Origin of the sequence: Pseudomonas sp. PA27(2017), from assembly GCF_001945445.1 — a bacterium.
Taxonomy (GTDB): Bacteria; Pseudomonadota; Gammaproteobacteria; order Pseudomonadales; family Pseudomonadaceae; genus Aquipseudomonas.
This window is the reverse complement of sequence record NZ_MSXW01000028.1, coordinates 37,797-64,356: the sequence shown is the minus strand read 5'-3', so window position 1 is coordinate 64,356 and position 26,560 is coordinate 37,797. Positions and strand designations below refer to the sequence as shown.

Sequence of the window (26,560 nt, the reverse complement as noted above, 5' to 3'; positions counted from 1 at the left end):
GGCCCCATCCCTTTCTGCGGTGCAGCCTTTCCGGGAGCCCATCGTGAACCGCAATGATCTGCGCAAAGTCGACCTGCAGCTGCTGGTCGTGTTCGAAAGCCTGATGCACGAGCGCAACCTCACGCGCACGGCGGAAAAGCTCTACCTCGGCCAGCCGGCGATCAGCGCCTCGCTGACCCGTTTGCGTGACTATTTCAACGACCCGCTGCTGGTGCGCAACGGCCGCGAAATGGAGCCCACGCCCCGCGCGCTGGAAATCTTCCGCCGCCTGCCGGCTGCTCTGGATGGCATTTCCCAGGCGATCAGCGAGGTACGTGACTTCGACCCGATTAACAGCAATGCAGTGTTTCGCATCGGCATGTCCGATGACGTCGAATGCGGCCTGCTGCCCCAGTTGCTCGCCCACCTGCGCCAACAGGCGCCCGAATGCGTGCTGGTGGTGCGCAATGCCAACTTCCTGCTGCTGCCCGGGTTGCTCGCCACTGGCGAGGTGTCCATCGGCATCAGCTACACCACCCAACTGCCGGCCAATGCCAAATGCCGTCGCCTGCGCGACATCCGCGCCATGGTGATTCGCGCCGCCGACGGCACGCCGCCACTGACCCTGGACGATTACTGCACGCGCCCCCATGCGCTGGTGTCGATGTCAGGCGACCTGTGCGGCAACATCGATCAGGACCTGGCGCGCCTGCAGCGCAGCCGTAGGATCGCCCTGGCGGTGCCGCATTTCAACGGCCTGGGCGCGCTGCTGCGCAACTCCGACATGATCGCCACCATTCCCGACTACGCCGCCGAGGCGCTGGTGCAGGGCGGCGGCCTGGTGATGGAAGAGCCGCCGTTCGAGATCGTGCCGGCGCAGCTGACCATGGTCTGGCGCGCCGCCCAGGATCAGGACCCGGCCGAACGCTGGTTGCGCGAGCAGATCCTCAGGTTCATGGCCGCCTGAAGCCGAATACCTTGCCTGGCGCTCTGCCACCAACACTTTGGTGGGGCATGCCGGCACCTCTTGCGGGGGCTGTGCGGCCGGCTGTCATGCTCCGATAATCGACGCTAGGATTTACAAAACTGACGATCGCTCCCACGGGGCAGCGGCATCCGGCCTTTTATGCTTCGAGATTGTGCATGACCACCAAAACCGTGGCGATTCTGCTCTTCGCCGACGTCCTGATGCTCGACGTGGCGGGCCCCATCGAGGTGTTCTCGGTCGCCAACCGTTACCTGCCCGAGAGCGACCACTACCGCATCGTCACCCTGGGCGCCGAGTCGCTCAGCGCGCGTGCTTCCAACGGCATCGTCATGCAGGCCGATCAACTGGCCATCGATGCACCGCCAGCCTATGACACCCTGCTGGTGCCCGGCGGGCCGGGGGCCTACAACGACCGGCATCCGTACCTGCATGGCTGGTTGCGTGAGGCGGCCCAGGCCTCGCGCCGCCATGGTGCGATATGCACCGGCGCCTTCATCCTCGGCGAGGCAGGGCTGCTCGACGGCTATCGCGTGACCACCCACTGGCATTACCTGGATCGCCTGGCCAAGCGCTTTCCCAAGGCGCAGCTGGAAACCGATCAGTTGTTCACCAAGGACGGCAAGCTGCTCAGTTCCGGCGGCGTGACGGCAGGTATCGACCTGGCGCTGTCGATGCTCGCCGACGACCACGGCAAGAAGCTCGCGCTGGACGTTGCCAAGGTGCTGCTGGTGGTGATCAAGCGGCAGGGCGGCCAAGCTCAGTTCAGCCCACTGCTGCCACCGAGCACCCAGGGCGCCACGCCGCTGGACCGTGTGCAGCAGTACGTGCTGGAAAACATTCAGGAGCCGTTCAGCGTCGAGCAACTGGCCGAGCTGGCGGCGATGAGCGTGCGCAACTTTGCCCGGGTATTCACCCGCGAGCTACAGATGACGCCCATGGAGTTCGTGCTCAACGCCCGTGTCGACCACGCCCGCTCGCTGCTGGAAAGCACCGAGCTGCCGTTGAAGACCGTGGCCTTTCGCAGCGGCTTCGGCAGCACTCGGCATATGCGGCAGATGTTCGACAAGCGCCTGGGCCTGACCCCGGTGCAATACCGTCACCAGTTCGGCTGATCGGCTGGCAAAGGGCCACGACGCTCGCGCTAGAGCGTTTCGTCGGTTGTCCGAGTTGCGCACCGCAATGGCCGAATCCGTCCCCCTGTGACGATGTTTGCGGGCAGACGAACGGTAGAGAATGATTCTCTTATCAGAACAGGAGCGGCAGAGCGCCGAGCAGCCGAGACCCGATGGGTGACGTCCGGCATGGCGGGAAGCTGAACAGGTCATGCACGATCTCGAACCCATTGGCAGCGATACCGTCCTGCGTTTCGGCCGCTTCGAGTTGCATCCCCAGCGTCGCCTGCTGCTCGACGGCGACCGCCCGCTGCCTATCGGCGCCCGCGCCCTGGACATCCTGCTGGTGCTGGTGGAAAGCGCCGGCAAGATCGTCAGCAAGGAGGCGATCATCTCCCAGGTCTGGCCGAAGACCTTCGTCGAAGAGATCAACCTGCGCGTGCACATCTCCGCCCTGCGCCGGGTGCTTGGCGTGTGCCCGCAATCGCGGGACTACATCACCAACGTGCGCCAGCGAGGCTACAGCTTCGTCGCCCATGTCGAGCAGGTCAGCCAGGCCGCGAGCGAGACGGCGCTGGCGCCCAGCCTGCCGGGGAGGCCGGTGCGTATCGAAGGCCGTGACAAGCTGATCGACGAACTGACGCGCCGCCTGCACTCACGCCGCCACATCACCCTGATCGGCCCCGCAGGAGTGGGCAAGACCACCGTGGCGCTGCGCGTCGCCCAGCAGCAGCTCGGCCACTTCACCGATGGCGTGCGCTTCGCGGACCTGGCGACGCTTGGCGAGCCGGCGCTGCTGGCCGCCACCCTGGCGTCGGAAATGGGCATCGCGGTGCCCGAGGGCGTCGATGCTCAGGCTCACCTGCTGGCGACCCTGGCCAACCGGCACATGCTGGTGCTGATGGATAACTGCGAACACCTGGTCGATGCCTGCGCCGCACTCAGCGAAGCGCTGCTGCAGGCCGCACCTGGGCTGCGCATCCTGGCCACCAGTCGCGAGGCGCTGCGCACCGCCGAGGAATACGTGCAGCCGCTGGCGCCTTTGGAATCGCCGCCATTGGGCAGCCACCTGCGCCTGGCCGCCGCCCTGCGATATCCAGCGGTAAAGCTGTTCATGCGTCGGGCGCGGGCGCGCCAGGCGGACTTCCGCCTGCTGGAAAGCGAGGTGCCGCGGGTGGCCGAACTGTGCTGGCGGCTCGACGGCCTGCCGCTGGCCATCGAACTGGCTGCAGCGCAGCTGGACGTACAGAGCCTGGAGGGCATCCTCGCCCAATTGGAGAACCACAGTTACCTGAGCCTGCTCGGTCGCCGCAGCACGCCAGCCCGGCATGCCAGCCTGCTGGCCTCGCTGGAGTGGAGTTACGCGCTGCTCAGCGCCGAGGAGCGCCGTTGCCTGCAGGGCCTGGCATGCTGCGATGCGTACTTCACGGTGGCCGATGTGCAGCAGGCGCTTTGCGGGCTGAAGATCAGCGACAGTGCGCGTTGCGCCGCACTGGCCCGGCTGGTGGGGCTTTCGCTGATTGGCTTGCGTCGTGACGGCGGGCAGGTCTATTACCACATGCTCGGCTGCACCCGCGCCTTCGCTCGCGAGAAAGCACGCGAGGCGGCGCTCGCCAGCACCTGGGACACTCCGGCGCTGGCCTAGGCGTGGGCTAGCTAGCAGGCGACGCGCTGCAGCTCGATCGGCTGCGCCTGATGCTGGCGCTTGAAGGCCAGCGGCGTCATGCCCTGGCTGCGGGCGAACACCCGGCAGAAATGCGCCTGGTCGAAGAACCCGCACTCCATGGCGATCTGCGTCAGTGACAACGGCGAATGGCGCAGCAGCTCCATGGCCTTGTCCACCCGCTGCTGGCGCAACCAGACATGGGGCGACTGGCAGGTGCTCTCCTTGAATTTGCGGGTGAAGTGGCTGCGCGACAGGGCGCAGGCTTCGGCCACTTCGGCGACCGAAATGCCGGCATCCAGGTTGGCCAGCATCAGCTCTTTGGCGATCGCTTCCTGCCAGTCGGCGAGTTTGCCGGCGGCAGCTTGCAACTGTTGGCAATGGTGGACGGCCTTCATGTCGATATCCCATCTGGCGCCTGGCAGCGCGGCGAGCGACCGGATGTCGCGGGGCAGAAGGGATTGTTGAAGAGCGGGGCGGTGGCGGCGAGTTGCGTAATGTTAATTAAGGTTAAGCGGGCGTCCTGGCCCGTGGCCGAAGGGCGCTACTGCCAGCCGTCGATGATCCCGCGTTGCAGGGCGATACTCACCGCGTGGGTGCGGTTGCGTGCCTTGAGCTTGGTCATGATGCTGCGCATATGGCCTTTGACCGTATCCTCGGAGATCGCCAGCAGCGCGGCGATATCGCCGTTGCCCAGGCCCTGGGCGGTGCGCTCCAGCACCTGGGTTTCGCGCGGGGTGAGGCGGTCCTCGGCAATGGTGGCGAGCAACTCGCTGGCGATCGGCTCCGGAAAGTAGCGCTTGCCCGCCGCCAGGCTACGGATGGCGCTGACCAGCTCCTTGCGCAGCATGCTCTTGAGCAGGTAACCGCGGGCGCCGGCCTGCACCGCCTGCAGGGCGCGAGCATCGCCGCTGTAGGTGGTAAGCACGGCGATACAGGCATCGGCGAACTGCTCGCGAATCACATGAATGGCCTCGGTGCCGTTTAGGCCGGGCATCTGCAGATCCATCAGGGTCACGTCCGGGCGCAGCTCGGCGAACAATGCCACGGCCTGTTCGCCGTCGGCGGCCTCGCCGACCAGCTCGATATCCGCGTGCGCTTCAAGCACAGCGGCGATGCCTTCGCGTAGCAGCGGATGATCGTCGACCACCAGCAGGCGAATGGGGGTGTCACTCATGCATCGTCTCTCGGTCGGGAGCGCGCGAACCCGCGACGCCATGGCTGTGGGGAGTGGTCAGCGTAGGACAGTGCCGCCCCGAGCTGCAGTTCCACCCGGGTGCCAGCGTTGGGCCGCGGCTGCACGGTGAGGGTGGCACCTACCTGCGCTGCACGCTCGTGCATGCCACGCACGCCCCAGCGTTCTGGCCGGCCCTCGGCCGTGGCGAAGGCGGCGGCGATGCCCTGGCCATCGTCCTCGACGCGCAGCCGCAAACAGCGTGCACCATAGCTCAGCGTGACGGTGATCCGTTGCGCGCGGGCATGACGCAGGGCATTGCCGATGGCTTCGACGGCGATACGGTAGATGGCGTCCTGCACGGCGGCGTGCAGCGGGCGTTTGTCGCCACTGACGTGCAGGGTGATCTCGCTGTCTGGCTCGTCCAGACCCTGCACGAACTGGCTCAGTTCGGTCGACAGTCCCAGGCCGCTGGCGCCCGGCTGGCGCAGGTGCTGCACGCGTTCGCGGCCTTCGTGCATTACCTCGTCGGCGCGATCCAGGGCGTGCTCCAGCCGGGCGCGTGAGGGGTGATCGGCAGCAAGCGTATCGGCGGCCGCCTGGAAGCGCAGCATCAGGCCCTGCAGGCTTTGCAGCAGGGTGTCGTGCAGTTCGCGGGCGATGCGATCACGCTCACCCTGCTGGGCATGCAACTGCAGGCGCAGGCGCTGACGGTCACGGCGCAGTGCACGGCGATGCAGCCAGCAGAGGCTCAGCAATAGGGCTGCGCTCGTCGGTACGTAGAACAACGGGCGCAGGTAGAACGCTGGCGCCACATTGAACGCCAGCACCGTTGGCGCGCCCGGCTCGCTACCACTCTGATCGAACGCCTGCACCTCGAAGTGGTAATCGCCCGCCGACAGGCCGGTATAGGTGGCCCGTCGCTGCCGCCCGGCCTCGATCCAGTCGCGGTCATAGCCCTGCAGACGATAGCGAAACGACAGGCTCTGTGGAGCGCGCAGGTTAATCGCCGTGTAGTCGATGACCAGGCGCTGGCTGTCAGCCGGCAGCTGCAAGATGCCGGGCAGAGGCTGGGGCTCGCCATCGACTTGCACGCTCTCGATCACTACCGTCGGCAATGGCGTGGCCGCAGGCTGGCGCGCCGGGTCGAGCAGGCTCACGCCAGCACTGCTGGAAAACCACAGCTTGCCATTGGCGCCGACCACACCCGTGGGCAGCGGCAGCACGCGGTAGGGGTCATTGGCCAGGCTGCCGTCCAGGCTCACCGAGCGGTAGTGCAGGCGATAGCCCGGCTCAGCCAGAGCCCGTGCTATTTCAGCTGCGGGCAACTGCAGGATGCCGCCCTTGCCATGCACCCACAGGTCGCCATCGCGGCCGGGCAACAGCGCATAGATATTGTCGAACTGGCCATTGGCCGGCAGCTGCAGGGTCTGGAAACGCTCACCGTCGAAGCGCGCCAGGCCATGCTGGCCGCCGACCCAGGTAACGCCTTCATGGTGCAGTTGAGCGGTCACGTGGCCGATTTGCAGCCCATCCGCCGCGCCCCACTGGCGCAGCGCATCGCCCTGGCGGCTGACCAGCAGGTTGTCGCGGTAGCCGAACCACAACCGACCCTGTTCGTCGCGTCCGGCGCTGACCGGCATCACCTGGCTCTGCTGCTCGCTGACACCGGCAATTGCCTGCCATCGATCCCCGCGCAGCACGAACAGCCCGAGCTGATTGATCGACACCCACAGGCTACCGTCATCGGCCAGCGCCATCGTCCGCACTGACGCGTCCTGCGGCGCCTGGCTGGGTAGCCCGGCCTGTAGCGTCACGCCTGCCGTCGTCGCATGCCAGATGCCCTGAGGCCCGCCTGCCCAGACGCCATCGGCACGGTCGGCGAGCAGGGCGGTCACCGGTTCGGCGATGGGCCAACGCTGCAGGTCGCCATTGAGCAAGCGCATCAGGCCGCGGTTGCCGCTGGCCGCCCACAGCGCGCCATCGCCGGCCACCGCCAGCGCCGCATTGAGGGTGCCGGCCGGCAGTGGTGCGGGGCTCAGCTCACGTAGCCGAAAACGGTCCAGCCCGGCATTGCTGCCGGCCCACACGGTGCCGTCGCGATCCTCGAGCAGCGGCCAGAGGTAATCGGCGCTCAGGCCTTCATTGGGGGTCACCCGCTCGGCATTGGCCGGATCCAGCGGTATGTGCACGTTCTGGTAGCGGTGCAGCCCGTTGCCCGGTGTGCTGGTCCACAGGCCGCCCGCGTCGTCGAACAACAGGCCGTTGATCGGCGCTTCTACCATCTGGCTTTGCAGGTGCGGCTGGCTGCCGGGCACCACGCGGTGCAGGCGATTGACGTAGCGCTCGGCGATCCAGATCGAGCCATCTGCCGCCTGGGCGATCTGGCTGGCCCAATCGAGCGTGCCGTCCACCGCCGTGAAGCCTTGGGAACCGGCCGGGCGCTGATACAGGCGATGGCTGCTCGCCGCCCACAGCGTCCCGTCCCGGTCGACGAATACGGCCCGCGCGCTTCGGGCATCGAAGCCCTGGTCGGCACCGATGGCCATCCATTTCTTACCGTCGAAACGGGCCAATCCTTCATGGGCCGCCGCCCAGATCATGCCGTCGCGGTCGCGAGCCAGCCCATACAGCGTGCCACCGGGTAGGCCCAGGCCAGGTGGGAAGCTGCGCGAGGTGCGCCCTTGAATCAGCCGCGCACCACCGGCGCGCAGGCCAACCCACAGGCCATCGTCCACCGCCAGCAGGCTGGCCACCGTACCCAGTGGCTGGCCGTCGCTCGGCTGGTATGCCGTGAAGTCGAAACCATCGAAGCGCAGCAGGCCGCTGTCGGCGCCCAGCCACAGATAGCCGTCATCGGTTTGCGCCAGGGCTCCGACCTGATTGGGGCCGTCATCGTCGGCCATGGTCCAGCGGTGGTGCTCGCGCTGGGCCAATGGCTCGGCTTGTACCGGCATGCCCAGCACGCCTGCCAGAAACCAGACGCAACAGCCCCATACCCATAAGGGCTGGCGGCGAAGGTAAGGGGAGGTGAGGGCAGTCACGGCGCAAGTCGGGCGTGCAGGGAAAAGCGGATTGTGCAGCCGTGCCCGCCAGCGTGCCAGCGCCACCGCCTGATATCAGCCGATTGACGGTGCATATATCACCCACGCGAAATGGTTTACGGGCGTACACTGAACTTGCAACTGCCAATGCAGCTCTGATTGATCAGATAGACACCAGCCAGGAGGGCGAATCATGGGACCGGAAGACCGAGAGTGGTGGCGCGAAGGCCGCCGACAGCAGGGGCACAACGCCTCATGGGACAACTTCAGCGCCAAGCCCGACCCCAAGGGCGGCAACGTCCTGCGCATCCAACGCCCCCTCAAGCTCAGCACCATACCTTCCTACCTGCAACTGCCAGCCCAGCCGCTGATCGATAGCCGTGAAAACACCAGGACCAGCCGGATACTGCTTATTCTCGGTGTGGTGACCGTCGCGGCGCTGATCGTGGCGGGGTTTTTGGTGATCTAGATACAACGCATTCACGACGAAAAGGCTTATCGGGTGATAAGCATTTTTGCGTTATGCGCCTGGTCGCACTCATTCAATGCGGTGACTGCAGGTTATGCTGCACGCAATCAGGCAGGCGACCGTCTGCGGGCAATGGAATGCAGCGATGAAAAAACTGATCGTGATAGCGGCACTGGGCTTTGCCTTCTGGCACTTCTATCTCAAGCCTCCCGCCAGCCCGGTGATCACCAATATCGGCGCCGATGGCGCCGTACTCAGCAACCCCGTTATCGAACAGCCGGCGCCGACATTCTCCCTCGAACGCTTCATCCCCACGTTCGCCAGCAGCGAAACCTCTCCGCGTCCCAGCTCTGCGCCCAAGCCCACCGCCAGCTATCGCTGCGATGGCCGCACCTATTGCTCGCAAATGCGCTCCTGCGAAGAAGCGACTTTCTTTCTGCGCAACTGCCCAGGCGTGAAGATGGACGGCAATAACGATGGGGTGCCCTGTGAGACGCAGTGGTGCCGATAGTTGACCCCGCTAAATATCTGCACATAGTGCTGAAACGAGCCAGCCGACGACGCCCCGCTCAATCTAATTATTTGAGCTGAATGAGCTTTTATCTGTGTTTTAAGCAGTGCTTTTAGGCGTGCTATTTCGCGGCAGTTTTCTCCGAGCTGATCCGCCTCGGCGCATGGCATAGCGTCAACCCGCTGGCCAAGATCCGCCAGATCAAGACCGACCAGACGTTTCTGCCCCTGAATCAGGTCGGCCTGCTGCTCGATGAGTGCCGCAAGTCTTCCAACAACCATTGCCTATCCGGTCGCTCTGATCTGCTTGGCAACCGGTGCCCGTGGGGATGAAGCCGAAAGCCTGACTCGCGTTAGCCTGTTCGGCGGCAAGGCGCACTTTCACCGGATAAAGAACCGGAAGTCCCGGTCGGTGCCGATCCCCAAGGAAGTCGAGCAAGCTGCGCTATCGGTTGCGATGCCAGGATCTGGCCGACTGTTCATGCCCTGCAGGGCTGCCTTCCGTAGTGCCTATCAGCGCTGCGGCTTTCATACGCCGGGCCAGCTAACCCACATTCTGCGGCACACGTTCGCCAGTCATTACATGATGGGGGGAGGGGATATTCTCAGCCTGCAGCGCATCCTGGGGCACTCGTCCATTGCAATGACTATGAGATATGCGCACCTATCGCCTGATCACTTGGCCTCGGCCCTTCGACTGTCGCCGCTGCAGCAGAGCAGCTAGGCCATTGGCCTGTAAACATGTGTGCATGTCCACATGCATGCACGTATGATAGCAATGACTGCATTGATTTCATTTGGAGGGCCTCATGGCAACTATCACGATTCGAAATCTGGATGATGACCTCAAGGCCATGCTGCGCGTCGTTGCCGCCAGCCACGGGCGCTCCATGGAAGAAGAGGCGAGACTGATCATTCGCCAAGCGCTGACCAAGCAAGATAAGAAAGGTGGCTTAGGTAGTCGCATCCATGCCCGTTTTTCTGCACTGGGTGGTGCCGACCTTGAAGTGCCTGAGCGAAACACTAAAGCCAGGGCTGCGAGCTTCGACGAATGATCCTGATTGATACCAACGTGCTTTCGGAGCTGATGAAAGCGAAGCCAGCGGTGGAAGTTCTGTCATGGATCGACCAGCAGCCTGCAGGGCAGCTTTACATAAGCTCCATCACCGTGGCTGAAATCCTCTATGGCATCGCTCGATTGCCGGATGGAAAGCGCAAGACTGCTTTCGCCGATCTGGCGAAGCTGATGTTTGATGAAGATTTTGCGGGACGAATTCTGCCGTTCGATACCGATGCGGCGATTCGCTATGCCAGTTTGGCTGCCGCCAGTGAGGCGAAGGGAAGAGTGGCAGATATGGTCGATGCGCAGATCGCTGCCATTGCGGCTTTATACGATGCGCCTGTCGCTACGCGTAATGTTCGGCACTTCGATCACCTGGGGGTTAGCGTTATAAACCCTTGGGTGGATTGATCGTAGTGGACACGCCGTGGTCAACGCCATGTGCGATGGGGCAGGGCGGTATGACGGCTCGTAAGGAAGGCAAAACGTGGACGGCAGACTTCTACGAAAACGGTCGTTCTGGTCGTCGAATCAGAAAGTACGGTTTTTTGACCAAGTCGGCTGCTCAACGCTATGAGTCGGATTACTTCGCCTCGCTGCAGGATACCGGCAGGCCAATTGATGATCGCCTGTCCGATCTGGTGACCCTTTGGCACTCGCTGCACGGCAGTAGCCTGATGGACGTGAAGGGCCGACTCTCCCGTACCCTGGCTGTCGTTGAACGCCTTGGTAACCCGCTAGCCTGTCAGTTCGATGCACTCGCCTGGGCTCGTTACCGGCAGGCTCGTCTGAAGGACGTTTCTCCACATGCCGTCAATCATGAACAGCGCTACCTATCGGCTGTTTTCTCCGAGCTGATCCACCTCGGCGCATGACATGGCATCAACCCGCTGGCCAAAATCCGCCAGATCAAGACCGACCAGACCGAGCTGACTTTTCTGACCCTCAATCTAGTCGGTGTGCTGCTCGATGAGTGCCGGAAGTCCACCAACAACCACACCTATCCCGTCGCCCTGATCTGCTTGGCTACTGGTGCACGTTGGGATGAGGCCGAAAGTCTGAGTCGTGCGGCGTTGTTCGGTGGCAAGGCCCATTTCCACAGGACGAAGAATCGTCAGTCTCGGTCGGTGCCAATCCCCAAGGAAGTCGAGCAAGCTGCGCTATCGGTGGCAATGCCGGGGTCTAGCCGTTTGTTCATGCCTTGCAGGGCTGCGTTCCGTGGTGCCTATCAGCGCTGCGGCTTCCATACGCCGGGACAGCTAACCCATATCCTGCGGCACACCGTCGCCAGTCACTACATGATGGGGGGAGGGGATATTCTCAGCCTGCAGCGTATCCTGGGGCATTCCTCGATCGCCATGACCATGCGCTATGCGCATCTATCGCCTGACCACCTGGAGTCAGCTCTGAGGCTCTCGCCCTTGCAGCAGAGCGGGCATGCGTTCACTTGAAGATCCGGGTCAATGGTGTAGTATGTCTATAACGCTTAACGTTAATGGTTAAGGCGTGATTTTGAGCTTCAAGTGTCCAGAGACCCAGGCTCTGTTCGAAGCCGGCGATTCGCGGCGGTGGAAGAATATCCTTAATGTTGCCACCCGCAAGTTAACCATGCTGCACGCGGCCACTGAGCTTCGAGACTTACGGTCTCCACCCGGCAATCGACTTGAGGCATTGCGAGGAAATCGGGCTGGTCAGTACAGCATCAGAATCAATGATCAATTCCGCATTTGTTTCGAGTGGTCGGACGCCGGCCCAACGAACGTTGAAATCGTCGACTATCACTAAGGAGGTCGCACCATGGCAATTAACGGTATGCGCCCCATCCATCCGGGCGAAATCCTTCGCGAAGAGTTTCTAGAGCCGCTGGATATTTCCCCGGCCGCACTGGCGCGTGCGCTCCACGTATCTGCTCCCACGGTGAATGAAATCGTGCGTGAGCGACGTGGGGTGACTGCAGATATGGCTATTCGTCTTGGGCGCTATTTCGATACGTCTGCGCAGTTCTGGATGAACCTGCAAACCGACTATTCGCTAGCAACGACTTTTGCCGCCAATGGCGAAGAGATTGAGCACGAGATTGAGCCACTGCGTGCCCAGGCATGAGGCTCGGTGGTCTGGGTGTAGTCTGTTTGTAGTCTGCCCCATAAACAAAAAAGGGCTTACCTTTCGGTAAACCCTTGATTTGTTTGGTGGCTACGCAGGGACTTGAACCCCGGACCCCAGCATTATGAATGCTATGCTCTAACCAGCTGAGCTACGTAGCCGAGTGGCGCGCATTTTCCTTATCTGTCGGTGGGGTGTCAAGCCCTCAGGCAGAATAAATTTACGAACTTTCAACCGCTTAGGCGCCTGGCCCGGTTTTTCTCCTGCTGCGGCTCCCTCAATTGATCTCCATGCGATTGCGACCATTCTGCTTGGCGCGGTAGAGCGCTTTGTCGGCGCGGCTGAAGGCGGTGTCTGGGGTGGAGTCCTGTGGCGTCAGTTGGGTGAGGCCGATGCTCAGGGTCAGGTGGATTTCCCCACCGTCGACGCGCAGCGGCTGGCTGGCCAGGGCGTGTTGCACGCGGCAGGCGAAGTCGCGCGCCGGGAAGCTGCCGGCGCCGCTGAGCAGCACGGCGAACTCTTCGCCGCCGACGCGGCCGGCCAGGTCGCTGGTGCGCAGTTGGCTGCGCAGGATGTCGCTGAAATGGCGTAGGGCGCGGTCGCCGATGCCGTGGCCCCAGCGGTCGTTGACCAGTTTGAAGTGGTCGAGATCGCACATCAGCAGGCTCGACACGCTCATATCCCGACGCTGGATGCGCGCCAGTTCGCTGCCCAGGTAGGCCATGAACACGCGCCGGTTGGCCAGTTGGGTGAGGGCATCCATGGAGGCGAATTCGTGCAGTTCGCGTTCGAAGCGCTTGCGTTCGGTGATGTCGGTGACCACGCCGTGCCAGGCGATGCTGCCGTCCGCTTCGCGCTGTGGTCGCGCTTCCCCCAGGCGCCAGCGCAGGCCCTGCCGAGGCAACTGCACGCGGTATTCGACGTGCCAGTTGGAGAAGGCTCGCTCGGCCTCCTTGCGCGCGGTGTTGTAGACGGCGAGGTCGTCGGGGTGCACGCAGTGATGGATGATTTCCGGGTCGTGCAGCAGTTGCTCCGGGGTGACTTCGAAGATATCGCGCACGCCGGCGCTGACGTAGGTGAAGCAGCCACTGCCGTCGCGGTAGCTGCGGTATTGGAAGACCACGCCGGGTACCTGGTCGGTCAGCCGGGTGACCAGTTCAACGCTGTGCTGCAGGCGCTCGGCGAGTGATCGCAGGTTGCTGATATCGGTAGTGGTGCCGAGCATGCGCAGGGCATTGCCTTGCGCGTCGCGGGCGACCACCTTGCCGCGGCTGCACACCCATTTGTAGCTGCCATCGCGGCAGCGCAGGCGATGCTCCACCTGGTACTGCTCGGTCTGCCCGCTGAAGTGCGCCTGCATCGCTTGCTGCACATGCTCCAGTTCGTCGGGGTGAACGCGAGCGTAGCTGTCCTCGATGCGCGTGCTGATCTCGTCTTCGGCATAGCCGAGCATGGCTTTCCAGGCGGTGGAATAGTGGATTTTCCCACTGAGCAGGTCTCGATCCCAGATGCCGGTGCCGCTGCCCTGAATGGCCAGGGCCATGCGGTTTTCTTCCAGCGAGGCGTCGTCGGTCGGCGTTTGGGTGAGCAACCGGGCAGCGCTGTCGGCGATGTCCTGCAGTGTGCTCTGCAAGATGGTGTCGATCGCCTGGGCCGCCGCATCGGCCACGTAGAGCACGCCGAGGCAGTCGCCGGCATCGACACGTAGCGGGTAGCCGATAAAGCAGCCGAGCGAATGATGCGGATGAGATAGGCCCAGGCGTGCGTCTGGCACGATGAGTGGTGACTGGCCGAGTCGCGTGCGGATGAGCAGAGGCTGCAGGGCCTGCTGCAGGGCAGCGGGCTGCGGTGGGTCGAGTTGCAGGGTGTCATCGCCTGTGGCGATGCCGCAGAGGCCGAAGCCGCTCAGGCGGCCGGCAAGGCGCAGCAGCGCAGCGAATCGCGCTGATGGAAGGCTGACCGAAGCAGAACACGGGGTGTCGGGTTTCACGGTACAGCGCCTGCTGGGGAGGGCAGGGTCAGTATACTGCTGCGCGGCGCGATGCATAGGGCGATGCTGGCAAAAAGCCGTATCGCAGGCCGCGATGTACAACTCTCGTACTGCAGAAACAACGAAGCCGCGTTGTTCGCGCGGCTTCGTTCGTTACGGCAGAGGCTTAGACGTTGAAGCGGAAGTGCATCACGTCGCCGTCCTTGACGATGTATTCCTTGCCTTCCAGGCGCCATTTGCCCGCTTCCTTGGCACCGGCTTCGCCCTTGTACTGGATGAAGTCGTCGTAGGCGATGACTTCGGCACGGATGAAGCCTTTCTCGAAGTCGGTGTGAATGGCGGCAGCGGACTGCGGGGCGGTGGCGCCGACCTTGACGGTCCAGGCGCGCACTTCCTTCACTCCGGCGGTGAAGTAGGTCTGCAGGTTGAGCAGCGAGTAACCGGCGCGGATCACGCGGTTCAGGCCGGGCTCGGTCATGCCCATGGTTTCCAGGAACATCTGCATCTCTTCCAGATCGTCCAGTTCGGCGATCTCGGCTTCGATCTTGTTGCACACCGGCACGACGATGGCGCCTTCTTCCTCGGCGATCGCTTTCACCACGTCCAGGTGCGGGTTGTTCTCGAAACCGTCTTCGGCGACGTTGGCGATGTACATCACCGGCTTGGTGGTCAGCAGGTGGAAGGTCTTGGCCAGGCGCTTCTCGTCGTCACCCAGGTTCTTGAGCAGGCTGCGCGCCGGCTTGCCTTCGGTGAAGTGCGGGATGAGCTTTTCCAGCAGCGCCTTCTGCGCCACGGCTTCCTTGTCGCCGCCCTTGGCGGTACGGGCGACGCGCTGCAGTTGCTTCTCGCAGCTGTCGAGGTCGGCCATGATCAGCTCGAGGTCGATGATCTCGATGTCGCGCTTGGGGTCGACGCTGTTGGCGACGTGGATGACGTTCTCGTCTTCGAAGCAACGCACCACATGGGCGATGGCGTCGGTCTCGCGGATGTTGGCGAGGAACTTGTTGCCCAGGCCTTCACCTTTCGAGGCGCCGGCGACCAGGCCGGCGATGTCGACGAACTCCATGGTGGTGGGGATCACGCGCTCGGGCTTGACGATCTCGGCCAGTGCGTCGAGGCGTGGGTCGGGCATTGGCACGATGCCGCTGTTCGGCTCGATGGTGCAGAACGGGAAGTTCTCAGCGGCGATGCCGGACTTGGTGAGGGCATTGAACAGGGTGGACTTGCCGACGTTGGGCAGGCCGACGATGCCGCAGTTGAATCCCATGGTGTATCCCTCGCGCCAATGGCGGTAGATGAAATTAGAGAGTGGCTTTCTGGCTGTGCAGCTTGCGCATCGCTACCGTCCAGTCACCGGCGAGTATTTCCGGGAGGACGCCCAGGGCGAAGTCGATGCTGGTATCCAGTAGCTCCTGCTCGCCACGCGGCGCGCGGCCGAGTACGAAGTTGGAGACCATGCTGGCGTGCCCGGGGTGGCCGATGCCAAGCCGCAGGCGGTGGAAATTGTTCTGGTTGCCGAGCTGGGCAATGATGTCGCGCAGCCCGTTATGCCCGCCGTGCCCGCCACCCTGTTTGAGTTTGGCGACGCCGGGAGGCATGTCGAGTTCGTCGTGGGCCACCAGGATTTCTTCGGGTTTGAGCTTGAAGAAATTCGCCAACGCCGCCACGGACTGGCCGCTGCGGTTCATGAAGGTGGTGGGGATGAGCAGACGAACTTCGCGGCCCTGGTGATTGAACTTGCCCACCAGGCCAAAATACTTGCGATCAACGCTGAGATTGACGCGCAGGCTGTCCGCCAGGCGCCCAACGAAAAGGGCCCCTGCATTGTGCCGGGTCTGGTCGTATTCGGGGCCCGGGTTACCCAGGCCAACGATCAGTTGTACGGCAGTCATACAGGAGCCCTTTCTTGAAGCAGGCGTAGCGAGCCGGAATTACTCGGCGGTGCTTTCGCCTTCGCCTTCAGCTGCGTCTTCTGCACGAACGCGCGGCAGGTGAACGCTGGCAACCGGCAGATCGCTACCGTGGGCCAGAGCAACCAGCTCAACGCCTTTCGGCAGTTTGATGTCGGACAGGTGAACGGTCTGGTCCAGATCAACGTTGGCGAAGTCGACTTCGATGAACTCCGGCAGGTCTTTCGGCAGGCAGGAGACTTCAACTTCGTTCAGCGAGTGCAGAACTTCACCGCCTTTCTGCTTCACGCCAACGGAGGTAGCTTCGTTGATGAAGTGCAGCGGAACGTGTGCGGTCAGTTTCTGGCCGGCCACCACGCGGATGAAGTCAGCGTGCAGAACGAAGCCTTTGGCCGGGTGGCGCTGCAGGGCTTTGATCAGAACGTTTTCTTTCTTGCCGTCAACGGTCAGGTTCAGCACGTGGCTGAACGCAGCTTCGTTTTCCAGCAGCTTGGCGAAATCCTTGGCAACCAGGCTGATGGACAGGGGAGCCTTGTCGCCACCGTAGATCACGGCAGGAACCAGGCTGGCGTTACGACGCAGGCGGCGGCTCGCACCTTTCCCCAGGTCGGAACGCGCTTCGGCATTCAGGGTAAATTCAGCAGTCATTTCACTTCTCCAGAATAACCAAACCGCCCGTTACGCTTGCGACCAGCGGCGGGGCGGTTCGGTGAAAGGCCTGGCCAGGTGGCCAGGCATGTTTCGTCAGGGGCGTTCCGGGTTAGCGGAACATCGCACTGATCGATTCTTCATTGCTGATGCGGCGTACCGCTTCAGCCACAACCGGCGCGATGTCCAGTTGACGAATACGCGAACAGGATTGCGCGGCGGCGGACAGCGGGATGGTGTTGGTCACCACCAGTTCGTCCAGTACCGAGTTCTCGATGTTCTCGATGGCACGACCCGACAGCACCGGGTGCGTGGCATAGGCGTACACCTTGGCAGCGCCGTGTTCCTTCAGAGCCTTGGCCGCGTGGCACAGGGTGCCGGCGGTGTCGACCATGTCGTCGACCAGGATGCAGGTGCGACCTTCAACGTCACCGATGATGTGCATCACTTCGGAGTGGTTGGCCTTTTCACGACGCTTGTCGATGATCGCCAGATCGACGCCCAGGCTTTTGGCCACGGCGCGAGCACGCACCACGCCGCCGATGTCCGGGGATACGATCATGAGATTGTCGAAGCGTTGATCTTCGATGTCGTCGACCAGTACGGGCGAGCCGTAGATGTTGTCGACGGGAATATCGAAGAAGCCTTGAATCTGATCCGCGTGCAGGTCGACGGTGAGAACCCGGTCGATGCCTACCACGGTGAGCATGTCGGCCACGACCTTGGCGCTGATTGCCACGCGAGCGGAGCGCGGGCGGCGATCCTGGCGGGCATAGCCGAAGTAGGGGATGACTGCAGTGATTCGAGTCGCTGAGGAACGGCGGAAGGCATCTGCCATCACGACCAGTTCCATCAGGTTGTCATTGGTTGGCGCGCACGTCGGCTGAATCAGGAAAACGTCCTTACCGCGGACGTTCTCGTTGATTTCGATCATGATTTCGCCGTCGGAGAATTTACCGACCGAGGCATCACCGAGGGGAATGTGCAGCTGACGAACGATACGTCGCGCCAGATCGGGGTTAGCGTTCCCCGTAAAGACCATCATCTTGGACACGCGCAGTACCTGCCGGCTGAGGGTAACCTGGATGAGTATAAAAATGGCAGGGGCGGCTGGATTCGAACCAACGCATGCCAGGATCAAAACCTGGTGCCTTACCGCTTGGCGACGCCCCTGTATCGTGTGTGACGCAATGCTGCTCAATTCGGTAGTACGAGCCACCCTTGGGTGGTTATGGCAGGGGCGGCTGGATTCGAACCAACGCATGCCAGGATCAAAACCTGGTGCCTTACCGCTTGGCGACGCCCCTGTAACGTATAACCGATGCTACGCATTCACTTCCTGGCCAGTTCTTGCAGCTTGCGGTGCAACATCGAAACGTTGGCACCCTGCGCAACAAAACTTGGCAGTGTGGCTGGAAGTTGGCGGGCGACTTTATCAGCATCGTCCCGGTTTGGGAAGCTCCCAAACACACAAGCTCCAGTGCCGGTCAATCTTGTCGGAACAAATTTGTTCAGCAAGATCAGCGCGTTACGAACAGCTGAGTAACGCTTCTCGACGACCGGCTGGCAGTCGTTACGACCACCCCCCTCAAGAAGGCTGCGAACTTTAATGGGCGGCGTATCGCGTGTCAACTCAGGGTCGGAGAAAACTTCTGCTGTGCTGACAAGCACTTGCGGTACGGCGACGAGAAACCAGGGCTCCGGCAGCTCGACCGGTGTGAGTTTTTCGCCAACACCTTCGGCGAAGGCCGCGCGGCCGCGCACGAAGACCGGTACGTCGGCGCCCAGGCCGAGGCCCAGGGCCGCCAGGCGATCCTCGCCCCAGCCCAGTTGCCACAGGTGATCGAGGCCGAGCAGGGTGGTCGCCGCATCCGAGCTGCCACCGCCGATGCCGCCGCCCATGGGCAGGCGCTTGTTCAGCCAGATGTCCGCACCCAGGCGAGTGCCGCTCTGCTGCTGCAACTGTTTGGCGGCGCGCACGATCAGGTTGCTGTCGTGGGGCACGCCGTCGATTGCGGTATGCAGGCGGATCACGCCGTCCTCGCGACTCCTGAAGCCCAGTTCGTCTCCGTGATCGAGAAACTGAAACAGGGTCTGCAGCTCGTGATAGCCGTCGTCGCGGCGCCCGAGAATGTGCAACATCAGGTTGAGCTTGGCCGGTGCCGGCAGAGTCAGCTCGGCGTCAGCAGGAATGGCGTGAGTCGTCATGGGGCAATGGCTGGCAAGAGGGGATAAGAGAGTCGCGCAGGCTAGCGCAGCCCGTAGCCCGGGTCGAGCACAGCGACACCCGGGAGTTTGGTCCTGGGTATCGCTGCGCTCAACCGCAGGTTGCGGCGCGGGAATTGCGAGTGTGAAAGTCGCGCGATACGGGAGCGATTACTGACCGAGGTGGCGCGGCTGCCAGTCCTTGATCACCAGGGTCACCTGGATATCGTGACCTTCCAGGCGCAGGCGCTCGGGGAGCCAGTAGCCGTCTTGCTCGGCGTAGCGGGTGTAACTGACTTCCCAGCCATCCTGGCTCAATTGCGCCAGGCGGCTGTCGGCATCCAGGGTGATGCGGCTCTTGCTGTCCGGTGCAGGCAGTCCGCGAATCCACCACAGCAGATGCGAGACGGGCAGGTTGAGGCCCAGCCTTTGCTGCAGCAACTCTTCCGGGGATTCGGCCTGGTAGCGCCCCTGGTTGGCGACCTCCAGCTCGACCTTGCCGGGGCGACCGGTCAGGCGCGCCGCGCCGCGGCCGAGCGGGCCGGAGAGGCGGATATCGGCGTAATCCTGGCGCTGCAGCCAGAACAGCGTGCCGCTGCCCGAGTCACGCGGGGCGCGGATGCCGACCTTGCCGTTGATCTGCCAGCCATCGAGGGTGCCGATCTGTTGCTTGTGCGCCTGCCAGCGAGCCGGGTCGCCAAGGCCCTGTTCCACCGCCTCGCGGGTGGACAGACCGGAACAGCCAGCCAGCAGGGTGATCAGGGCGAGTATGAGAAGGGGGCGAAGCGACATCAGGGTTTCTCCGATCCGGTCAGGCGCTGCACGGTGCTGCGCAGAATTTCACTCTCGGGTTGTTCTTTCAGGGCGTCGCGCCAAACCTTGCGGGCTTCGCGCTGTTTGCCCTGGGCCCACAGCGCTTCACCCAGGTGGGCGGCGACTTCGTGGTCCGGGAAGCGTTCGAATGCCTGGCGCAGCCACTTCTCCGCGTCGGCCAGGTTGCCGAGGCGATAGTTGGCCCAGCCCAGGCTGTCGAGGATGGCCGGATCTTCCGGATTGATGTCATGGGCTTTCTGGATCAGCTCCAGACCTTCCTGATGGCGATCGGTGCGGTCGACCAGGGTGTAACCCAGGGCGTTGAGGGCCATGGCGTTGTCCGGCTCGCGCTCGAGGATCAGGCGCAGATCGCGCTCCAGCTGCTTCAGGTCGCCGCGCGGCTCGGCCAGCATGGCGCGGGTGTAAAGCAGGTTGATGTCACCCGGGTACTGCTTGAGCGCCTGCTGGATGAGATCCCAGGCCTGGTCGGGCTTGTTTTGCTTGGACAACGACTCGGCTTCGATCAGGTAAAGCTGCAGGGCGTAGTCCGGCTCGCTGTCACGAGCTTCGGCCAGATGCCGGGAGGCCTCGGCGCCGCGGCCATTGGCGACCAGCAGATCGGTCATGCGCGCCTGGGCGGGCAGGTAGTCGGTGCCGCCGCCGACCATCGAGTAGGCGAGCAGCGCTTCGTCCACTTCACCGAGGGCTTCGTGAGCGCGACCGAGGTTGTACTGGGCGGGATCCACATGGGCGTCGCGCTGGATCAGTTCTTCCAGGTAGACGATGGCTTCGCGCCAGGCTTCGGCCTCCAGGCATACCAAGGCCAGAGAAAAACGCAGGTCGTCATCTTCGGGGAATTGCTGCAGCAGCGATGAGAACTCGCCGCGGGCTTCGTCCATGCGGCCCAGCTCGACCAGTTGCCGGGCGTAGGTCAGGCGCAGGCGTTTGTCGCTCGGGTTGCGTTCCATACCCTTTTTGAGCAGCGGGAGTGCTTCTTCACCGCGACCGAGGCTTTGCAGCAGGCGCGCTCGCAGCAGCAGCGGGGCGGACTGATCCTGCTTGGCTTCGCTGGTCTCCAGCAGTTTGAGGGCTTCCTCGGCGCGGCCGTCCTGCTGCAGCAACAGTGCTTTGCCGAACAGCAACTGGCCGTCGTTCGGGTACTTGCCGAGCAGGCGGTCGAAGCTTTGCAGTAGGCCGGCACGAGTGTCGGGGTCGGTTTCCGCAGCGGACAGCGCGAGGAAGTCGAAATGGGTGTTGCCCTGGCGCTGGCGCACGCGCTCCATGTAGGTCATGGCTTCGTCGTAGCGGCCGGCGCGAGCCAGCTGCACGGCGGCGGCGCGCTGGGCATCGACCTCATCGGGTGCGTTCTTCGCCCACACCAGTGAGGTCTCCAGGGCTTCCTGCTCGGCGCCCAGGTATTCGGCGATGCGGAAGCCGCGCTCGGCGACGCCGGCATCCTGGGTCGCATTGGCCTGCTGCACGTAGTTGCTCAGGGCGATGTCGAAGCGGTTGCGCTGGCCGGCCAGCTCGGCGGTCAGCAGCGCCAGCAGGGTTTCCTGACTGAACGAGCCGTAGGTTTCCGGCGCCTTGGCGGTTGCCTCGGTGCCCGGTTCCTCAACGGGAACGCTGCCGTTCGGTGCGGACGGCGCAAAAGTCTGACAACCACCCAGCAAGGCCAGGGCGGTGAGCAACGCGATGGGTCTATTCATAAGAGGAAATGCGACTAACCTGCGGTTTTGGCCATCATGACACAAGCCGTTGGGCAAGCCCATGGGGCAGCCCGTGTGTCCTGGCGATGTGAGGTTGGACTGCCGAAGCCTGGGTGGGTTGCATCCAATCCAGGCGCACGCTTGTGGTGCCGGAAAAGTCGTTCTCATCGTCGGTCATCGGTCATGGCTATCGGCGCGATGCACGGTGCGATGGTTGTCCTGCACCGGCCGAAGTAGGACAATTGTCGGCTTCCAACCCCCTGTCAGCGACGTGCATGGCCTTTATCGCCCTCGGTATCAACCACAAGACCGCTTCGGTGGATGTTCGCGAGCGCGTGGCTTTTACTCCAGAGCAGCTCGTAGAGGCGTTGCAGCTGCTTTGCCGTGATACGCCGAGCCGCGAAGCGGCGATCCTGTCGACCTGCAACCGCAGCGAGCTGTACCTCGAACAGGACGGCCCAGGCGTCGAGGCGGTACTCGGCTGGCTGGCCGATTACCACCATGTGAGCGTCGAAGAGCTGCGTGCCTGCGCTTATATTCACGAAGACGATGCGGCCGTTCGTCACATGATGCGCGTGGCCTCCGGCCTCGATTCCATGGTGCTCGGCGAGCCGCAGATTCTTGGTCAGATGAAGTCCGCTTTCGCCGTGGCCCGCGAGGCCGGCACCCTGGGCCCGCTGCTGGGGCGCCTGTTCCAGGCCACTTTCAGCACCGCCAAGACCGTGCGCACCGATACCGCCATCGGCGAGAACCCGGTGTCGGTGGCCTTTGCCGCCGTCAGCCTGGCCAAGCAGATCTTCGCCGACCTGCACCGCAGCCAGGCGCTGCTGATCGGCGCCGGCGAGACCATCAGCCTGGTGGCCCGCCACCTGCACGACCAAGGCATCAAGCGCATCGTGGTCGCCAACCGCACCCTGGAGCGCGCCAGCAGCCTGGCCGAGCAGTTCGGCGCCCACGCCGTGCTGCTGTCCGACATTCCCCAGGAACTGGTGCACAGCGATATCGTCATCAGCTCCACCGCCAGCCAACTGCCGATCCTCGGCAAGGGCGCGGTGGAAAGCGCCCTCAAGCAGCGCAAGCACAAGCCGATCTTCATGGTCGACATCGCCGTGCCGCGTGACATCGAGCCCCAGGTCGGCGAGCTGGATGACGTGTACCTTTATACCGTCGATGACCTGCACGAAGTCATCGCCGAAAACCTCAAGAGTCGCCAGGGCGCGGCCCAGGCCGCCGAGGAACTGGTCGCCGCCGGCACCGACGATTTCATGGCGCGCCTGCGCGAGCTGGCCGCCGTCGATGTGCTCCGCGCTTATCGCCAGCAGGCCGAGCGCCTGCGCGACGACGAACTGGCTCGGGCCCAGCGCATGCTCGCCAATGGCGCCGCCGCCGAAGACGTACTGGCCCAGCTGGCCCGGGGCCTGACCAATAAGCTGCTGCACGCACCCAGCGTGCAACTGAAGAAATTCTCCGCCACCGGGCGCATCGATGCGTTGGGCGTGGCTCAGGAGCTGTTCGCCCTCGACGAAGGCGCGTCATCCGGCTTGGTCAATAAATAGAAGGCATGCAATGAAAGCTTCGCTGATCAATAAACTCGACCTGCTGCAGGACCGCTTCGAAGAGGTCACGGCGCTGCTCGGCGACGCCGAGGTGATCACCAACCAGACCCAGTTCCGCGCCTACTCCAAGGAATACGCCGAGATCGAGCCGGTGATCGTGGCGTTTCGCGAGTTTCGCAAGGTGCAGGCCGATCTCGAGGGCGCCCTGGCGCTGCTCAAGGACAGCGACCCCGACATGCGCGAAATGGCCGAGGAGGAAGTCGACACCGCCCGTGCGCGCCTCGCCGAGCTGGAAGACAGCCTGCAACGCATGCTGCTGCCCAAGGACCCCAACGACGGACGCAACGTGTTCCTCGAAGTACGCGCCGGTACCGGTGGCGACGAGGCGGCGATCTTCGCTGGCGATCTGTTTCGCATGTATTCGCGTTACGCCGAGAAGCAGGGCTGGCGCGTCGAGGTGCTGTCGGCCAACGAAGGCGAGCACGGCGGCTTCAAGGAAGTGATCGCCCGGGTCGAGGGTGATAACGTGTTCGGCAAGCTCAAGTTCGAGTCCGGCGCACATCGTGTGCAGCGTGTGCCGGAAACCGAGTCCCAAGGCCGTATCCACACCTCGGCGTGCACCGTCGCGGTGTTGCCCGAGCCGGACGAGCAGATGGCCATCGAGATCAATCCGGCAGACTTGCGTGTCGACACCTACCGCAGCTCCGGCGCCGGCGGTCAGCACGTCAACACCACCGACTCGGCGATTCGCATCACCCACATTCCCACCGGCACCGTGGTCGAGTGCCAGGAAGAGCGCTCCCAGCACAAGAACCGCGCCAAGGCCATGGCCTGGCTGGCGGCCAAGCTCAAGGATCAGCAGGACGCGGCCGCCCACAAGGAAATCTCCGACACCCGCAAGCTGCTGGTCGGCTCGGGTGATCGCTCCGAGCGCATTCGCACCTACAACTTTCCGCAAGGGCGAGTGACCGACCACCGCATCAACCTGACCCTGTATTCCCTGGGTGAAGTGATCGCCGGCGGCGTCGATGCGGTGATCGAGCCGCTGCTCGCCGAGTACCAGGCCGATCAACTGGCCGCGTTGAGCGATTGATCGGAAAGTTGGGTGGAGCGGGGCACGTCGCTGCCCGCTTCTCATCCACCCACGCTGCCAGCGCCCCGACCGTCCAGGAAGCTAGCCATGGCCACTATCGAATCCCTGCTCAATAGCGTCGCGCTGCCCGACTCGCCCACGCCACGCCTGGACGCCGAGCTGCTGCTGGCCCACGCCCTGGGCAAATCGCGCAGTTACCTGCGCACCTGGGCCGACCATGAGGTGGAAGGCGTAGCCGCCGATGCATTCAACGCCAGCCTGGCGCGTCGACGTAACGGTGAGCCGGTCGCCTATATCCTCGGTCGTCAGGGGTTCTGGAGCCTGGATCTGGACGTCGCGCCCCACACCCTGATCCCGCGCCCGGACACCGAGCTGCTGGTGGAAATCTCGCTGGCGCTGCTGCCCGGTGGCCCGGCCAGGGTGCTCGACCTGGGCACCGGCACCGGCGCCATCGCCCTGGCGTTGGCCAGCGAACGGCCGGCCTGGCAGGTCACCGGCGTCGACCGGGTGGATGAAGCCGTGGCGCTGGCCGACGGAAATCGCGCCCGGCTGGGCCTGGCGAATGCTTCGTTCCGCCCGAGCCACTGGTTCGCGGCGCTGGCTGGCGAGCGCTATGGGCTGATCGTCAGCAACCCGCCCTATATCGCCAGCGACGATCATCATCTGGGCGAAGGCGACGTGCGGTTCGAGCCGAGTAGTGCGCTGGTCTCCGGCGTCGACGGGCTGGACGATATCCGCCTGATCATTGATCAGGCGCCGGCGTATATGGCCGCGCCCGGCTGGCTGCTGCTCGAACACGGTTTCGATCAGGCCGAGTCGGTGCGCGAATTGTTGAGCCGGCGCGGCTTCGTCGAGGTTCACAGCCGCCGTGATCTCGCCGATCATGAGCGCATCAGCCTGGGGCGGTGGCCACATGAATGAACACCTGAGCGACGAGGAACTGCTGCGTTACAGCCGGCAGATTCTGCTCTCGCAGATCGATGTAGACGGCCAACTGCGCCTCAAGAGCAGCCACGTGCTGATCGTCGGCCTTGGTGGCCTAGGCTCGCCCGTGGCCCTGTACCTGGCGGCGGCCGGGGTGGGCGAGCTGCACCTGGCGGACTTCGACAGCGTCGATCTCAGCAACCTGCAGCGCCAGGTCGCCCACGACACCGCGAGCATCGGCCAGAGCAAGGTCGATTCGGCACTGGCGCGACTCGGCGCGCTCAACCCCCAGGTCACGCTGCGCGCCCATCGTCAGGCCCTGGATGCCGATTCTTTGGCCGCTGCCGTGGCGACGGTCGACCTGGTGCTCGACTGCTCGGACAACTTCACCACCCGCGAAGCCGTCAACGCTGCTTGCGTGGCTGCGCGTAGGCCGCTGGTCAGTGGCGCGGCGATCCGCCTGGAAGGCCAGTTGTCGGTATTCGATCCGCGCCGCGAAGACAGCCCCTGCTACCATTGCCTGTACGGCCATGGCAGCGAAGCCGAGCTGACCTGCAGCGAAGCCGGCGTGGTCGGGCCGCTGGTCGGCCTGGTCGGCAGCCTGCAGGCGCTGGAAGCGCTGAAACTGCTTGCCGGCTTCGGCGAGCCCCTGGTCGGCCGCTTGCTGTTGATCGACGCCTTCGGCTCGCGCTTCCGTGAGCTGCGGGTCAGGCGCGACCCGGCTTGCGCCGTATGCGGGAGTGCCGCCGATGCGTGACGCGCCGATCGGAGTGTTCGATTCCGGCGTTGGCGGGCTCACGGTACTGCGGGAAATTCGCGCCTTGCTCCCCGATGAACGGCTGTTCTACGTGGCCGACAGCGGCCACGTGCCCTATGGGGAGAAAAGCCCCGAGTACATTCGCGAGCGCTGTCGGGTCATCGCTGCCTTTCTACTCGCGCGCGGCGCCAAGGCGCTGGTGCTGGCCTGCAACACCGCGACGGTGGCGGGGGTCGGCGAACTGCGCATGCTGTATCCGCAACTGCCGATCGTGGCCATGGAGCCGGCGGTGAAACCAGCTGCGGCAGCGACGCGCTCCGGCGTGGTCGGCGTGCTGGCCACCACCGGTACGCTGAAGAGTGCGCGCTTCGCCGCCTTGCTCGATCAGTTCGCCAGCGATGTGCGGGTGGTCACGCAGCCTTGCCCGGGGCTGGTCGAGCTGATCGAGGCCGGAGATCTGAACGATCCGGCCCTGCACGCGCTGCTGCGTGGTTACGTCGAGCCTTTGCTGGCCGAGGGTTGCGACACGCTTATTCTCGGTTGCACTCACTATCCCTTCCTGCGGCCGCTGCTCGAACAGTGGCTGGATCCGTCGATCAGCCTGATCGACACCGGCGCGGCGGTCGCCCGGCAGCTGCAACGGCTGCTGGCCAGGCGCGATTTGCTGGCTGCCGGGCCGCGTGGTGCCGATGGGTTCTGGTGCAGCGGTGAGCCATTGGCCATGCAAGGTGTATTACCGCAGCTGTGGGGCAGCGCCGAGCAGGTGAGTGGATTGGTCGAGAATATTTAATCGGCCATACGCTATTAAATATTTCTAGAACCAACGGAACTTGTCTAAAGTCTGTAACGATGA

General features: G+C 63.8%; 25 protein-coding genes, 3 tRNA genes and 2 pseudogenes. 16 read left to right on the top strand and 14 right to left on the bottom strand.

The features are described 5' to 3' along the window. Positions 1 to 43: 43 nt before the first annotated feature. The 3 genes from BVH06_RS16115 (at position 44) to BVH06_RS16105 (ending at position 3,724) form a co-directional block, all read left to right on the top strand. A complete protein-coding gene (locus BVH06_RS16115) occupies positions 44 to 946 on the top strand; it encodes a LysR family transcriptional regulator (protein ID WP_075934763.1) in 903 nt (300 codons plus the stop codon). Between the two features lie 176 nt (positions 947 to 1,122). Continuing rightward, complete coding sequence (locus BVH06_RS16110) at positions 1,123 to 2,079, top strand: GlxA family transcriptional regulator (protein WP_075934762.1); 957 nt, start codon at positions 1,123 to 1,125, stop codon at positions 2,077 to 2,079. Positions 2,080 to 2,290: 211 nt separating this feature from the next. Further along, entirely contained in the window at positions 2,291 to 3,724 is a 1,434-nt protein-coding gene (locus tag BVH06_RS16105; RefSeq protein ID WP_075934761.1) for a winged helix-turn-helix domain-containing protein, read from the top strand. A gap of 11 nt (positions 3,725 to 3,735) precedes the next feature. On the opposite strand, the gene BVH06_RS16100 is transcribed toward BVH06_RS16105, so the two are convergent. The 3 genes from BVH06_RS16100 to BVH06_RS16090 all read right to left on the bottom strand — a co-directional run bounded on the left by BVH06_RS16100 (position 3,736) and on the right by BVH06_RS16090 (position 7,873). Continuing rightward, a complete protein-coding gene (locus tag BVH06_RS16100; protein ID WP_075934760.1) occupies positions 3,736 to 4,140 on the bottom strand; it encodes a helix-turn-helix domain-containing protein in 405 nt (134 codons plus the stop codon). A gap of 146 nt (positions 4,141 to 4,286) precedes the next feature. Continuing rightward, entirely contained in the window at positions 4,287 to 4,919 is a 633-nt protein-coding gene (locus BVH06_RS16095) for a response regulator transcription factor (RefSeq protein ID WP_075934759.1), read from the bottom strand. Then, complete coding sequence (locus BVH06_RS16090; protein ID WP_075934758.1) at positions 4,916 to 7,873, bottom strand: sensor histidine kinase; 2,958 nt, start codon at positions 7,871 to 7,873, stop codon at positions 4,916 to 4,918. The genes BVH06_RS16095 and BVH06_RS16090 overlap by 4 nt, the downstream gene beginning before the upstream one ends. Before the next feature lie 280 nt (positions 7,874 to 8,153). Here BVH06_RS16090 and BVH06_RS16085 point away from each other — a divergent pair, with 280 nt between their 5' ends. From BVH06_RS16085 to BVH06_RS16050, 8 genes and pseudogenes are all read left to right on the top strand, one after another. Next, positions 8,154 to 8,429, top strand: a complete 276-nt coding sequence (locus BVH06_RS16085; protein ID WP_075932139.1) for a hypothetical protein — start codon at positions 8,154 to 8,156, stop codon at positions 8,427 to 8,429. Positions 8,430 to 8,574: 145 nt separating this feature from the next. Continuing rightward, positions 8,575 to 8,940, top strand: a complete 366-nt coding sequence (locus tag BVH06_RS16080) for an excalibur calcium-binding domain-containing protein (protein ID WP_075932138.1) — start codon at positions 8,575 to 8,577, stop codon at positions 8,938 to 8,940. 122 nt (positions 8,941 to 9,062) lie between these two features. After that, positions 9,063 to 9,663: pseudogene (locus BVH06_RS16075) on the top strand (tyrosine-type recombinase/integrase); the annotation flags it as partial. Positions 9,664 to 9,748: 85 nt separating this feature from the next. Continuing rightward, positions 9,749 to 9,994, top strand: coding sequence for a plasmid stabilization protein (locus tag BVH06_RS16070; RefSeq protein ID WP_075934757.1), 246 nt, complete (start codon positions 9,749 to 9,751; stop codon positions 9,992 to 9,994). Then, complete coding sequence (locus tag BVH06_RS16065; RefSeq protein ID WP_075934756.1) at positions 9,991 to 10,410, top strand: type II toxin-antitoxin system VapC family toxin; 420 nt, start codon at positions 9,991 to 9,993, stop codon at positions 10,408 to 10,410. Before BVH06_RS16070 ends, BVH06_RS16065 begins: the two co-directional genes overlap by 4 nt. Positions 10,411 to 10,460: 50 nt before the next feature. After that, a pseudogene (locus BVH06_RS16060) lies at positions 10,461 to 11,450 on the top strand (tyrosine-type recombinase/integrase). A 55-nt stretch (positions 11,451 to 11,505) separates the two neighbouring features. Further along, positions 11,506 to 11,784 (top strand): type II toxin-antitoxin system RelE/ParE family toxin, encoded by a 279-nt coding sequence (locus BVH06_RS16055; RefSeq protein ID WP_075934755.1) that lies wholly within the window; start codon positions 11,506 to 11,508, stop codon positions 11,782 to 11,784. Positions 11,785 to 11,796: 12 nt separating this feature from the next. Continuing rightward, positions 11,797 to 12,102 carry a HigA family addiction module antitoxin gene (locus tag BVH06_RS16050; protein WP_070881183.1) on the top strand — a complete coding sequence of 102 codons (306 nt, stop codon included), beginning with the start codon at positions 11,797 to 11,799 and terminating at the stop codon, positions 12,100 to 12,102. A gap of 84 nt (positions 12,103 to 12,186) precedes the next feature. Here the strand turns inward: BVH06_RS16050 and BVH06_RS16045 are convergent. The 11 genes from BVH06_RS16045 to BVH06_RS15995 form a co-directional block, all read right to left on the bottom strand. Beyond that, positions 12,187 to 12,263: transfer RNA gene (locus BVH06_RS16045), tRNA-Met, on the bottom strand. 116 nt (positions 12,264 to 12,379) lie between these two features. Next, on the bottom strand, positions 12,380 to 14,092 hold the full coding sequence (locus BVH06_RS16040; RefSeq protein ID WP_075934754.1) for a sensor domain-containing diguanylate cyclase: 1,713 nt from the start codon (positions 14,090 to 14,092) through the stop codon (positions 12,380 to 12,382). A gap of 166 nt (positions 14,093 to 14,258) precedes the next feature. Further along, entirely contained in the window at positions 14,259 to 15,359 is a 1,101-nt protein-coding gene (gene ychF / locus BVH06_RS16035; RefSeq protein WP_075931826.1) for a redox-regulated ATPase YchF, read from the bottom strand. Positions 15,360 to 15,393: 34 nt separating this feature from the next. Next, the gene (gene pth / locus BVH06_RS16030; protein WP_075934753.1) at positions 15,394 to 15,984 is read right to left on the bottom strand and encodes an aminoacyl-tRNA hydrolase; all 591 of its coding nucleotides are present in this window, start codon (positions 15,982 to 15,984) and stop codon (positions 15,394 to 15,396) included. A 39-nt stretch (positions 15,985 to 16,023) separates the two neighbouring features. Then, the gene (locus tag BVH06_RS16025) at positions 16,024 to 16,650 is read right to left on the bottom strand and encodes a 50S ribosomal protein L25/general stress protein Ctc (protein WP_075931824.1); all 627 of its coding nucleotides are present in this window, start codon (positions 16,648 to 16,650) and stop codon (positions 16,024 to 16,026) included. A gap of 112 nt (positions 16,651 to 16,762) precedes the next feature. Then, positions 16,763 to 17,704: a ribose-phosphate pyrophosphokinase gene (locus BVH06_RS16020; protein WP_027906044.1), complete on the bottom strand. Its 942-nt coding sequence runs from the start codon at positions 17,702 to 17,704 to the stop codon at positions 16,763 to 16,765. Between the two features lie 44 nt (positions 17,705 to 17,748). Further along, positions 17,749 to 17,823 (bottom strand) — tRNA-Gln (locus tag BVH06_RS16015). A gap of 59 nt (positions 17,824 to 17,882) precedes the next feature. Further along, positions 17,883 to 17,957, bottom strand: a tRNA-Gln gene (locus BVH06_RS16010). 25 nt (positions 17,958 to 17,982) lie between these two features. Beyond that, a complete protein-coding gene (gene ispE / locus BVH06_RS16005) occupies positions 17,983 to 18,858 on the bottom strand; it encodes a 4-(cytidine 5'-diphospho)-2-C-methyl-D-erythritol kinase (RefSeq protein WP_075934752.1) in 876 nt (291 codons plus the stop codon). A 168-nt stretch (positions 18,859 to 19,026) separates the two neighbouring features. Continuing rightward, the gene (lolB, locus tag BVH06_RS16000) at positions 19,027 to 19,647 is read right to left on the bottom strand and encodes a lipoprotein insertase outer membrane protein LolB (protein ID WP_075934751.1); all 621 of its coding nucleotides are present in this window, start codon (positions 19,645 to 19,647) and stop codon (positions 19,027 to 19,029) included. Then, the gene (locus BVH06_RS15995) at positions 19,647 to 21,377 is read right to left on the bottom strand and encodes a lipopolysaccharide assembly protein LapB (protein WP_075934750.1); all 1,731 of its coding nucleotides are present in this window, start codon (positions 21,375 to 21,377) and stop codon (positions 19,647 to 19,649) included. Before BVH06_RS15995 ends, lolB begins: the two co-directional genes overlap by 1 nt. Positions 21,378 to 21,652: 275 nt before the next feature. Between BVH06_RS15995 and hemA the strand changes: the two genes are divergently transcribed. From hemA to murI, 5 genes are all read left to right on the top strand, one after another. After that, entirely contained in the window at positions 21,653 to 22,933 is a 1,281-nt protein-coding gene (hemA, locus tag BVH06_RS15990; RefSeq protein ID WP_075931820.1) for a glutamyl-tRNA reductase, read from the top strand. Between the two features lie 10 nt (positions 22,934 to 22,943). Then, entirely contained in the window at positions 22,944 to 24,026 is a 1,083-nt protein-coding gene (gene prfA, locus BVH06_RS15985; protein WP_075934749.1) for a peptide chain release factor 1, read from the top strand. A gap of 87 nt (positions 24,027 to 24,113) precedes the next feature. After that, positions 24,114 to 24,947, top strand: coding sequence for a peptide chain release factor N(5)-glutamine methyltransferase (gene prmC, locus BVH06_RS15980; protein ID WP_075934748.1), 834 nt, complete (start codon positions 24,114 to 24,116; stop codon positions 24,945 to 24,947). After that, positions 24,940 to 25,707 carry a molybdopterin-synthase adenylyltransferase MoeB gene (locus BVH06_RS15975; RefSeq protein WP_075934747.1) on the top strand — a complete coding sequence of 256 codons (768 nt, stop codon included), beginning with the start codon at positions 24,940 to 24,942 and terminating at the stop codon, positions 25,705 to 25,707. Before prmC ends, BVH06_RS15975 begins: the two co-directional genes overlap by 8 nt. Next, positions 25,700 to 26,497, top strand: coding sequence for a glutamate racemase (gene murI, locus BVH06_RS15970; protein ID WP_075934746.1), 798 nt, complete (start codon positions 25,700 to 25,702; stop codon positions 26,495 to 26,497). The genes BVH06_RS15975 and murI overlap by 8 nt, the downstream gene beginning before the upstream one ends. Positions 26,498 to 26,560 lie beyond the last annotated feature (63 nt).

Coding starts and splice junctions, on each gene's coding strand:
- murI (WP_075934746.1), top strand. CDS start 25,700: ATGCGTGACGCGCCGATCGGAGTGTTCGATTCCGGCGTTGGCGGGCTC.
- pth (WP_075934753.1), bottom strand. CDS start 15,984: ATGACTGCCGTACAACTGATCGTTGGCCTGGGTAACCCGGGCCCCGAA.
- BVH06_RS16050 (WP_070881183.1), top strand. CDS start 11,797: ATGGCAATTAACGGTATGCGCCCCATCCATCCGGGCGAAATCCTTCGC.
- BVH06_RS16070 (WP_075934757.1), top strand. CDS start 9,749: ATGGCAACTATCACGATTCGAAATCTGGATGATGACCTCAAGGCCATG.
- hemA (WP_075931820.1), top strand. CDS start 21,653: ATGGCCTTTATCGCCCTCGGTATCAACCACAAGACCGCTTCGGTGGAT.
- BVH06_RS16095 (WP_075934759.1), bottom strand. CDS start 4,919: ATGAGTGACACCCCCATTCGCCTGCTGGTGGTCGACGATCATCCGCTG.
- lolB (WP_075934751.1), bottom strand. CDS start 19,647: ATGTCGCTTCGCCCCCTTCTCATACTCGCCCTGATCACCCTGCTGGCT.
- BVH06_RS15995 (WP_075934750.1), bottom strand. CDS start 21,377: ATGAATAGACCCATCGCGTTGCTCACCGCCCTGGCCTTGCTGGGTGGT.
- ychF (WP_075931826.1), bottom strand. CDS start 15,359: ATGGGATTCAACTGCGGCATCGTCGGCCTGCCCAACGTCGGCAAGTCC.
- BVH06_RS16100 (WP_075934760.1), bottom strand. CDS start 4,140: ATGAAGGCCGTCCACCATTGCCAACAGTTGCAAGCTGCCGCCGGCAAA.
- BVH06_RS16090 (WP_075934758.1), bottom strand. CDS start 7,873: ATGCCGGTACAAGCCGAGCCATTGGCCCAGCGCGAGCACCACCGCTGG.
- BVH06_RS16065 (WP_075934756.1), top strand. CDS start 9,991: ATGATCCTGATTGATACCAACGTGCTTTCGGAGCTGATGAAAGCGAAG.
- BVH06_RS16085 (WP_075932139.1), top strand. CDS start 8,154: ATGGGACCGGAAGACCGAGAGTGGTGGCGCGAAGGCCGCCGACAGCAG.
- ispE (WP_075934752.1), bottom strand. CDS start 18,858: ATGACGACTCACGCCATTCCTGCTGACGCCGAGCTGACTCTGCCGGCA.
- BVH06_RS16025 (WP_075931824.1), bottom strand. CDS start 16,650: ATGACTGCTGAATTTACCCTGAATGCCGAAGCGCGTTCCGACCTGGGG.
- BVH06_RS16110 (WP_075934762.1), top strand. CDS start 1,123: ATGACCACCAAAACCGTGGCGATTCTGCTCTTCGCCGACGTCCTGATG.
- BVH06_RS15975 (WP_075934747.1), top strand. CDS start 24,940: ATGAATGAACACCTGAGCGACGAGGAACTGCTGCGTTACAGCCGGCAG.
- BVH06_RS16105 (WP_075934761.1), top strand. CDS start 2,291: ATGCACGATCTCGAACCCATTGGCAGCGATACCGTCCTGCGTTTCGGC.
- BVH06_RS16080 (WP_075932138.1), top strand. CDS start 8,575: ATGAAAAAACTGATCGTGATAGCGGCACTGGGCTTTGCCTTCTGGCAC.
- prfA (WP_075934749.1), top strand. CDS start 22,944: ATGAAAGCTTCGCTGATCAATAAACTCGACCTGCTGCAGGACCGCTTC.
- prmC (WP_075934748.1), top strand. CDS start 24,114: ATGGCCACTATCGAATCCCTGCTCAATAGCGTCGCGCTGCCCGACTCG.